Origin of the sequence: Micromonospora sp. H33, assembly GCF_052068455.1 — a bacterium.
Lineage (GTDB): Bacteria > Actinomycetota > Actinomycetes > Mycobacteriales > Micromonosporaceae > Micromonospora.
The window spans coordinates 517871-527466 of sequence record NZ_JBQHDE010000003.1; the positions used below are offsets into that span (position 1 = coordinate 517871).

8 protein-coding genes and 1 pseudogene are annotated in these 9596 nt (G+C 71.8%); 2 read left to right on the forward strand and 7 right to left on the reverse strand.

Annotation, left to right across the window (positions count from 1 at the left end; translation table 11 throughout):
- Window positions 1-7 precede the first annotated feature (7 nt).
- From ACTMS0_RS11675 to ACTMS0_RS11705, 7 genes and pseudogenes are all read right to left on the reverse strand, one after another.
- A complete protein-coding gene (locus ACTMS0_RS11675; RefSeq protein ID WP_441155146.1) occupies window positions 8-1075 on the reverse strand; it encodes a succinate dehydrogenase/fumarate reductase iron-sulfur subunit in 1068 nt (355 codons plus the stop codon).
- Window positions 1075-2991 carry a fumarate reductase/succinate dehydrogenase flavoprotein subunit gene (locus ACTMS0_RS11680; RefSeq protein ID WP_441155147.1) on the reverse strand — a complete coding sequence of 639 codons (1917 nt, stop codon included), beginning with the start codon at window positions 2989-2991 and terminating at the stop codon, window positions 1075-1077. The genes ACTMS0_RS11675 and ACTMS0_RS11680 overlap by 1 nt, the downstream gene beginning before the upstream one ends.
- Window positions 2992-3003: 12 nt before the next feature.
- Entirely contained in the window at window positions 3004-3822 is an 819-nt protein-coding gene (locus ACTMS0_RS11685) for a hypothetical protein (RefSeq protein ID WP_441155148.1), read from the reverse strand.
- Window positions 3823-4056: 234 nt separating this feature from the next.
- Window positions 4057-4818, reverse strand: coding sequence for a DUF4872 domain-containing protein (locus ACTMS0_RS11690; RefSeq protein WP_441155175.1), 762 nt, complete (start codon window positions 4816-4818; stop codon window positions 4057-4059).
- A pseudogene (locus tag ACTMS0_RS11695) lies at window positions 4813-5115 on the reverse strand (BtrH N-terminal domain-containing protein); the annotation flags it as partial. The gene ACTMS0_RS11690 and the pseudogene ACTMS0_RS11695, both read right to left, overlap by 6 nt.
- 48 nt (window positions 5116-5163) lie before the next feature.
- Entirely contained in the window at window positions 5164-6603 is a 1440-nt protein-coding gene (locus ACTMS0_RS11700; RefSeq protein ID WP_441155149.1) for a TldD/PmbA family protein, read from the reverse strand.
- A complete protein-coding gene (locus tag ACTMS0_RS11705) occupies window positions 6600-8036 on the reverse strand; it encodes a TldD/PmbA family protein (RefSeq protein ID WP_441155150.1) in 1437 nt (478 codons plus the stop codon). Before ACTMS0_RS11705 ends, ACTMS0_RS11700 begins: the two co-directional genes overlap by 4 nt.
- A gap of 260 nt (window positions 8037-8296) precedes the next feature.
- On the opposite strand from ACTMS0_RS11705, the gene ACTMS0_RS11710 reads away from it, so the two are divergent.
- Window positions 8297-9352 (forward strand): ABC transporter ATP-binding protein, encoded by a 1056-nt coding sequence (locus tag ACTMS0_RS11710; protein ID WP_441155176.1) that lies wholly within the window; start codon window positions 8297-8299, stop codon window positions 9350-9352.
- On the forward strand, window positions 9349-9596 hold a 248-nt coding region (locus ACTMS0_RS11715), incomplete at its 3' end, for an ATP-binding cassette domain-containing protein (protein ID WP_441155151.1). The genes ACTMS0_RS11710 and ACTMS0_RS11715, both read left to right, overlap by 4 nt.

Genomic DNA, 9596 nt, shown 5'->3' on the forward strand with positions numbered 1-9596 from the left:
AGTGCCCTCAGTGCTTGTCCTGCTCCGGGTGGGCGAAGTTGAGGTGCTCCGGCGGCAGCGGGAACGTCACGTCGTCGCCGAACGGCGACGGTGCGGCCGCACGGTCGAACGTGAGCTCCGTCAGGGGCATCCGGCCCGACGCGTCGACAGCCGGCGCGGTGGGATGGGGCACCTCGCGGCGCCAGTTGACGCCTGCCTGCGCCTGCGTCTCGGACCGCACGTCGTGCGAGCCACCCGCGTGCGAGTGAACCCCGGCCGGCCCGGCCGCGTGGGTGCCGACGGCACCCGGGGAGTGCTCGCCGGTCACGATGGTCTGGGGCACCTGACCCCTGCGGAAGATCTTGCTACCAAGCCACACGAGGGGATCGTACCTGCGGTCGACGACCCGCTCCTTCATGGGGATGATCCCGTTGTCGGTGATCTTGATGTGCTCGGGGCAGACCTCGCTGCAGCACTTGGTGATGTTGCAGTAGCCGAGGCCCTGCTCGGCCTGCGCGTACTCCTTGCGGTCGTCCCGCGCGTCCAGCGGGTGCATGTCCAGCTCGGCGGCGCGGATGAAGTACCGCGGCCCGGCGAAGGCCGGCTTGTTCTCCTCGTGGTCCCGGATCACGTGGCAGACCGTCTGGCAGAGGAAGCACTCGATGCACTTGCGGAACTCCTGCGAGCGCTCGACGTCGACCTGCTGCATCCGGTAGTCGCCCGGCGCCACCCCGGGCGGCGGGGCGAAGGCCGGCGTCTCCCGGGCCTTCTCGTAGTTGAACGAGACGTCGGTGACCAGGTCCCGGATCACCGGGAAGGTCCGCAGCGGCGTGACCGTGATCGTCTCGTCCTCTTCGAACGTCGACATCCGGGTCATGCAGCTCAGCTTCGGCTTGCCGTTGATCTCCATCGAGCAGGAGCCGCACTTGCCCGCCTTGCAGTTCCAGCGGCAGGCCAAGTCCGGCGCGTCGGTGGCCTGGAGCCGGTGGATGACGTCGAGGACCACCTCGCCCTCGTTGACCTCGACCATGTAGTCCTGAAGGTCGCCGCCGGTCTCGTCGCCCCGCCAGATGCGGAATTGCCTCTTGGTGCCCATTACTTGCCCGCCTCCTCAGCGAGGGCGTCGAACTCCGCCAGCTCCTCGTCGGTCAGGTACTTGGCCAGCTCCGCCCGGTCGAAGAGCGCGACCAGCTCGGGGCGCATCTTCGGCAGCGGCTTGCGGTCCAGGTGGACGGTGTCGCCGTCCAGCGAGCAGACCAGGTTGACCCGGCGCCACGCCGGCTCCATCGCCGGATAGTCCTCCCGGGTGTGGCCGCCCCGCGACTCCTGCCGCTCCAGCGCCGCCTTCGCGGTGCACTCCGAGACGACCAGCATGTTGCGCAGGTCCAGCGCCAGGTGCCAGCCCGGGTTGTAGCGCCGGCCGCCGGCCGCGCTCACCTTGGCCACCCGCTCGCGCAGCTCGCCGAGCCGGCTCAGCGCCTCGACGAGCTCGCCCTCCCGCCGGATGATTCCGACTAAATCCCCCATCACCGCCTGGAGGTCCTGCTGGAGGGTGTACGGATTCTCGCCGGTGTCCCGCTGCAACGGCGCCAGGGCCGTCTCCACCGCGGCCTCCACCGCCGCCACCGGCATCCGGGGGCGGGCGGCCAGACCGTCGGCGTACGAGGCGGCGTGACCGCCCGCGCGCTTGCCGAAGACCAGCAGGTCCGACAGGGAGTTGCCGCCGAGCCGGTTGGAGCCGTGCATGCCGCCGGACACCTCACCGGCCGCGAACAGCCCGCGCACCTGCCCGAACGCCGCGCCGGAATCCGGGTCGACCTCGACGCCACCCATCACGTAGTGGCAGGTCGGGCCGACCTCCATCGGCTCCCTGGTGATGTCGACGTCGGCCAGCTCCTTGAACTGGTGGTACATCGACGGCAGGCGGCGGCGGATCTCCTCGGCCGGCAGCCGGGAGGCGATGTCCAGGTAGACACCGCCGGCGGGCGTACCCCGGCCGGCCTTGACCTCGCTGTTGATGGCGCGCGCGACCTCGTCGCGGGGCAGCAGCTCCGGCGGACGCCGGTTGTTGTCCGGGTCGTCGTACCAGCGGTCCGCCTCGGCCTCGTTGTCCGCGTACTGCTTGCGGAACACGTCCGGCACGTAGTCGAACATGAACCGCTTGCCCTCGGAGTTCTTGAGGACGCCACCGTCACCGCGGACCGACTCGGTGACCAGGATGCCCTTGACCGAGGGCGGCCAGACCATGCCGGTCGGGTGGAACTGGAGGAACTCCATGTTGATCAGCGTCGCCCCGGCGCGCAGCGCCAACGCGTGCCCGTCCCCGGTGTACTCCCACGAGTTCGAGGTGACCTTGTACGAGCGGCCGACGCCGCCGGTCGCCAGCACCACGGCCGGCGCCTCGAAGAGGACGAACTCGCCGGACTCCCGGTGGTAGCCGAACGCGCCGGCGATCCGGTCCCCGTCGAGCAGCAGCTCGGTGATGGTGGTCTCGGAGAAGACCCTGATCCGGGCGTCGTACGAGCCGTGCTCGCGCTTGTCCTCCTGCTGGAGGGAGACGATCTTCTGCTGGAGGGTGCGGATCAGCTCCAGGCCGGTGCGGTCGCCGACGTGCGCCAGACGCGGGTACTCGTGGCCACCGAAGTTGCGCTGCGAGATCTTCCCGTCCTTGGTGCGGTCGAAGAGCGCACCGTACGTCTCCAGCTCCCAGATCCGCTGCGGTGACTCCTTCGCGTGCAGCTCGGCCATCCGGAAGTTGTTGAGGAACTTGCCGCCGCGCATCGTGTCGCGGAAGTGCACCTGCCAGGTGTCCCGGCTGTTCACGTTGCCCATCGCGGCGGCGGCGCCGCCCTCGGCCATCACCGTGTGCGCCTTGCCGAAGAGCGACTTCGAGATGATCGCCGTCTTCTTGCCGGCGAGCCGGGCCTCGATCGCCGCCCGCAGCCCGGCGCCGCCGGCCCCGATCACGACGACGTCGTAGTGGTGTCGTTCGATTCGCGTGGTAGTGGTCATGTCAGGGGCCCTCTAGTTGATGAACCGCAGGTCGCTGATCCAGCCGGCCGAGACGGCCATGATGTACAGGTCGGTGAAGATCACCGTGAACAGCGACACCATGGCGAACGTGCCGTGCCGGACGTTCAGCTTGGACACGAGCGTCCAGAAGCGGTAGCGCAGCGGGTTCTTGGAGAAGTGCTTCAACCGGCCGCCGACGACGTGCCGGCAGGCGTGGCAGGAGATTGTGTAACCAGCGAGGGCGACGACGTTCACCAGGATGATCAGCGTGCCCAGGCCGACGCCGAAGCCGCCGTCCGGCCCGCGGAACGCGAAGATCGCGTCGTAGAGGTTGATCAGCAGGATCAGCGCCGCCAAGTAGAAGAAGTACCGGTGCCAGTTCATGACGAACAGCGGCAAGCGGGTCTCACCGGTGTACTTCTTGTGCGGCTCCGTCACCGCGCAGGCGGGGGGCGACGCCCACAGCGAGCGGTAGCCCGCCTTGCGGTAGTAGTAGCAGGTCACCCGGAACCCGGCCACGATCGGGAACGCGATGATGCCGAGCGGGAGGAAGAAGGGGAAGTCGCCGAACGGGGTGCCGAAGTGGGCCGAGCCGGGCACGCACTCGTTCGACACGCACGGCGAGTACAGCGGCGTGAGGTAGTGGAAGTCCTCGACGTAGTACCACTTCGCCATGAAGATGCGGATCGTCGAGTAGACGATGAAGAAGAGCAGGATCGCGGCGATGATGGCGGGCTGCACCCACCAGCGGTCCGTACGCAACGTCCTCGCCGCGATGGCGGCGCGGGGCCGCGCACCCGGCCCTCCCGGCCTCGTTGCCGTTGATGTCATTGCAGTCGTCTCCCTGACGGGGCCCTGACGGGCGGCGGATCACGTTCCCTTCGGTCAGCGGACCGGCCAGACCGCGTCCACTGCCACGTCTTGCGCGCACCAACGACCGCGCCGGCGATACGGCGCAGCTAAGTGACACACGTTACGCCGATCTTTGCGAGCCGTCCGCGCAAGGCAGTGTCCCGTGTGTTCCGGCTCTTGGAAAGCCCTTCCGTCACAATCGATGCCCGGCCGTCAGGACCGGCTGGTGGCGGCGAGGACGCCGACCGCGGCCCGTTCCAGGTCCAGGCAGGAGTCCACCAGGTCGGCGAGGGCGGCGAAGAGGTCCGCCCGCCCGGAGTCACCGAGCTCGTCGTCCGCGGCGTACTCCGCACTGAGCACGGCCAGGCGCCCGGTCAGCTCCCGGATCTCGGCTTCGGCGTCGCGGCCCCGGGTGAAGACCAGGCGCATGCGCTCCTCGGCCAGCTCGGTGTACGCGCCGAGCCCCTGGACCGTCTCCAGGGCCAGTGCCGCGAGCCGGGACCATCGTTCGCCCGATCGGCGGAACAGCGCGGCGGCCTCCGCGTACCGGGGGTCGACCAGGGGCACCGCCTCGTCTAGGAAGTCGGCGTAGACCGGCCGCGTCGCGCCCGGCGCCGTGTACTCCAGCTCCACGCACTCGTAGAGGCGGCGTACGCCGTGGAAGAACGGCACGGGAGCGCCGAACCGGCGGGGCCACCCGGTCCGCGTACGCCCGTCCCGGAGCTGCTCGGCGAGCTTGGCCATGCCCCGGAACCCGAAGTTGGCGTCGAAGCTGTTGCCGAGCACCGGGCCGGTCAGGTGCGCGACCGTGGTGGCGACCGCCGCCCGGATCGCGTCCGGCAGATCGGTCCGCTGGCGCGGATCGGTGACGGTGACGCTCTGGTGACGACCCTTGCGGTGGGCCGACCAGGCGGCGGTGAATGCCTCCACCGGCAGCGGGTGGGGTTGCCGCCCCTCGTCGTCCACCAGCAGCACGTCGCCGTCGAGCCCCGCGACCACCACCGGGTACGGATCGGCGCCGGGACCGGGGTCGAGGCCGTGCCACGGCAGGCGGGTGCGGTCGACGGTGGCCACCACCGGCCGTCCGTCCCCGAGGTGCCCCCGCAGCCGTGCCACCGCCGGGCCCGCCCGCCCGCTCCGCTCGTCCGCGTACGCGACGCCGAGCCGGTCCAGCACGGCCGGGACCCAGGGCTCGGGGTGGTGCTGGGCCACGATGGTCAGCAGCGGCGGCAGGTCGCGGTACTCGAACACCGCGTACATGAATCCGACCCCGCCGCCGAGCCCGGCGCGCGAGCGCGCCGGAGCCCACCCTAACCCAGGTCAGCCGGAGGCCCCGCCGGTGAAGTTCCACGAGGCGAGCCGCAACGCCGGCGCCTCCCACCAGACACCGTCGACCCGGTCCGGCTGGCGTGCCGGCAGCCGCCCGAGGCCGAGCACGGCACCCGGGCCGAGCGCCCGCGGGTAGGCCTCGGTGAAGCGGAAGTCGCGGACCGCGCGGGCGACGACGCCGTCCTCCACCAGCCACACCCCGTTGCGGGTCAGGCCGGTGACGACCAGGCTCTTCGGGTCGAGTACCCGCGTGTACCAGAGGTCGCTGACCAGCAGGCCGCGCCGCACCCCGGTGACCAGCGCGGCGGTGTCCGGATCGACCACCGCGCCGGACAGGTCGCCGCCGCCCACCCACTCGGACGCGCCGGTGCCGGAGCCGGCCGGCCCGGCTGTCGGTGCTTGCGCTGCGGGGGACAGGCGCAGGTTGCGGGGCATCGGCCCCCAGGTGGCGCCGCCGGGGACGGCGTGCCCGGTCGAGACCGTGCCGACCTCCGCCGCGGTGCGCCGGTCGTGCGCCACCGCGCGGGTGGTGCCGGCGTCGACCAGGGTCACCGGGCCGCGCGGGGTGCCCTCCACGTCGAACGGCAGGCCGGAGCCGCCGAGCGGATCGTCGACCAGGGTGACCGCCGGATCGAACTGGGCGGTGCCCGGCTGGGCGAAGGACTGCCGCTCGCCGTACCGCTTGCCGTTGAAGCCGTAGAAGGAGAGGTTCTGGAGCAGGTCGGCGACCGCGGCCGGCTCCAGCACCACCTCGTAGCGGCCGGGCGACAGCTCGACCGGGTCGGCCGCCGCGCGGGCCTTGGCGGCGGCACGGGCGCCCAGCACCGCGCCGTCGAGATCGGCGAGGCGGTCGGCGGCCAGCCGCACAACCCCGTCCGCGCCGCCGGTGCGTGCGATGCCGTCCATCGCCGCCTCGGCCGTGCGGCCCTGCGCCGAGTGGCCGGCCGAGTTGGCGAACGCCGACGAGCGGAGGGCGGTGCGGCAGTAGCCGGCGGCCTCCAGCCCGCCGACCGCCGTCACGAACGCCCGGACGCGCTCGGCCCGCTCGTCCGGCTCCGCGTACGCGGTGGCCTCGTCCACCGGCACGCCGGACGGGGTCGGGGCGGCCGGGGTGAGGCCCGGCCAGGCCGGGTCGGGCGGGCAGAGGCGCGCGGCGGCCAGGGTGCGCTCGACGAGCGCGGACAGCCCGTCGGGGGTCACCACGCTGCCGCTGCCGGCGGCGGTGCGCCCGTCCACGTGCACCCGCAGCCGCACCCCGACGCCGGACTCGGCGACGTTCTGGTGGATGAACGAGTTGGCGAACCGGGTCAACGCCAGGTCGGCCCGGGTCACCACCGCCTCGGCCTGGGCGGCCGGCCCGCCGAGGCGGTGGACCAGCTCGATCACCTGGCCGGCGACGTCCAGCTCGGACTGGTCGTGCGGCCCACTCACGCGCGCACCCCCACCCGGACGTTGCGGAAGCGGGCCGGCGCCGCCGGGTGGCCGGTGTGCCCGACCTGGCCGGGCTGGCCCTTGCCGCAGTTCGGCGTGCCCCACGCCACGGTCTCGTGGGAGAGCATGTCCATCGAACGCCAGAAGAGCGGGCCGATGCCGGTGTACGTGGGGTTGCGCAACATCCGCCCCCGTCTGCCCTTCCTGATCTCCCAGCCGATCTCGCAGCCGAACTGGAAGTTGAGCCGCTTGTCGTCGATCGACCAGGAGCGGTTGACGTCCATCAGCACACCGTCGTCGGTCGCCGCGATGATCTCCTCCAGGGTGTGCGGGCCGGGCTCCAGGCCCACGTTGGTCATCCGCACCATCGGCAGCCGCGCCCAGCCGTCCGCGCGCACGCTGCCGCCGTAGTCGAGGCCGGCGACCGCGGCCGAATCCCGGCCGGCGAGCACACCCACCCAGCGACCCTCGCGGACCGCGTCCCGTTTGACGGCCGGCGAGCCCTCGTCGTCGTACCCGAAGCTGCCCAGCGCGCCGATGATCGTCGGGTCGATGGTGATCGTCATCAGCTCCGAGCCGTAGCGCAGCGACCCGAGCTGGGCCAGGTCCAGCCAGGAGGTGCCGGCGAACGCGGCCTCCCAGCCGAGGATCCGGTCCAGCTCGATGGCGTGCCCGACCGACTCGTGGATCTGGAGCGCGAGCTGCTCGCCGCCGAGGATCAGATCGGTCTCGCCGGCCGGGCAGAGCGGCGCGGTGAGCAGCGCCCGGGACTCCTCGGCGATCTGCGCGGCGTGCGCGGTCAGGTCGAGCGAGTCGACCAGCTCCCAGCCGGTCGTGCCGTACTGGCCCCGGTAGCTCGGGTACGACCGGCGCTGGGTCTCCCCGTCCCCGATCGAGGTGGCCGAGATGCCACCGCCGCACTCGCGGATGCGCTGGTCGATCCGGTGGCCCTCGCTGGAGACGAACCACTTCGCCGTGTCCCAGATCTGGTAGAGACCCTCGGCCACGTCGGCGCCGTGGTCGGCCACCAGCTTCGTGGCCTCGACCAGCAGGTCGCCCTTGGTCGACAGCGGCACGCCGAGCGGATCCACCTCGCAGGCCGAGGCCCAGCTCGCCGTCACCGGCTCGCTCGGCACCAGGTCGATCGGAGGCCCGGGCACGCGGGCGCTCGCGGCGGCGGTCCGCGCGGCGCGTCGGCCGGCGTCGCGGGCGGCGGCGTCGGACAGGTCGGGTACGGCGTGGAAGCCCCAACTCGACCCGACCAGCGCCCGGACGCCCAGCCCGACGCTCTCGTCCTGGGTCAGCTCCTCGATGTCCCCGTTGCGGGCCGACATCGACTCGTAGCGCCGGTGCATCACCCTGGCGTCGGCGTACCGGGCGCCCGCGTCGAGGGCGGCCTGGACGGCGGCGGACGCCGCGTCGAACTCGGTCATGGGCCGACCCTAGGCGAGCCGACCGACATCCGTCAGGCGAGCAGATCCTCCGGCCGGGTCGTCCGTGGCCGCGTTGGTGGATGACGTCGAGGGGCGAGGGCTGTCGGGGGCGTTGCCCAGTCGTTACGCTGGGCCCGCTGACAGCCCGTGCCTTGTAGCTTATTTTCACCCTCTGAGTTCTGCTGTAGGTTCCCTACATCAATTCGAGGGAGGCGGTCATGGGCAGTCGGGAGTCGGCGGCGTCCGGCGGCCGCCCCAGCATGCCGGAGCCGCGTGACGGCGACGGGCCGTACCTGCGGGTGAGCGACCTGCGGGTGCGGTTCGACACCACCGATGGCGTGGTGCGCGCGGTCGACGGGGTGTCGTTCGCGGTGGAGCGCGGCCGCACCCTCGGCATCGTCGGCGAGTCCGGCTCGGGCAAGAGCGTGACGTCGCTGGCGATCCTCGGCCTGCACGACCCGAAGCGCAGCACCATCACCGGCGAGATCTCCATCGGCGGCCGGCAGTTGGTCGGCCTGCCGGAAGAGGAGGTACGCCGGCTGCGCGGCCGGGACATGGCGATGATCTTCCAGGATCCGTTGTCGGCGTTGCATCCGTACTACACGGTGGGGCGGCAGATCGCCGAGGCGTACCGGGTGCACCACCCGAGGGCCGGCAAGCGGGAGGCCCGTCAGCGGGCGGTTGACATGCTGGGTCGGGTGGGGATTCCGCAGCCGGCGCGGCGGTTCGATCAGTATCCGCATGAGTTCTCGGGTGGGATGCGGCAGCGGGCGATGATCGCGATGGCGTTGGTGAACGATCCGGATCTGCTGATCGCTGACGAGCCGACCACGGCGTTGGATGTGACGGTGCAGGCGCAGATCCTGGATCTGCTGGCTGATCTGCAGGGGGAGTTCCGGTCGGCGATCATCCTGATCACGCACGACCTGGGTGTGGTGTCGCAGGTGGCCGACGAGGTGCTGGTGATGTACGGCGGTCGGGCGGTGGAGCACGGCAGTGTGGAGCAGGTGTTGCGGCGGCCGCAGCACCCGTACACGTGGGGGTTGCTGTCCAGCGTGCCGTCGTTGCACGGTGACGCCGAGGCGGACCTTCTGCCGATTCCGGGCAATCCGCCGAGTCTGATCAACCTTCCGTCGGGGTGCGCGTTCCATCCGCGGTGCCGCTACGCCGACCGCAACGGCGACCGGTCCCGCAGTGAGGTGCCTGAGCTGCGCCCGGCCGGCGCGCCCGGCCACCTGGTCGCCTGCCACTTGTCCGCCGACGACCGCACCGGCCTGTACGCCGAGGACGTGGCACACGTGGGGGTGGCCCGATGAGCACCGACATCGCACCGGCCCGACCCGGCGACCCGACCATCGGCCCCGACGCCCGGCCGGCCGCCGAGCCGTTGCTGCGGGTGCGGGGGTTGACCAAGCATTTCCCGGTGCGGACCGGGCTGCGGACGACGGGGTTGGTGCGGGCGGTCGACGGGGTGGATTTCGAGGTGCGGCCGGGGGAGACGCTGGGTCTGGTGGGGGAGTCCGGCTGCGGTAAGACGACGACCGGGCGGATGTTGGTGCG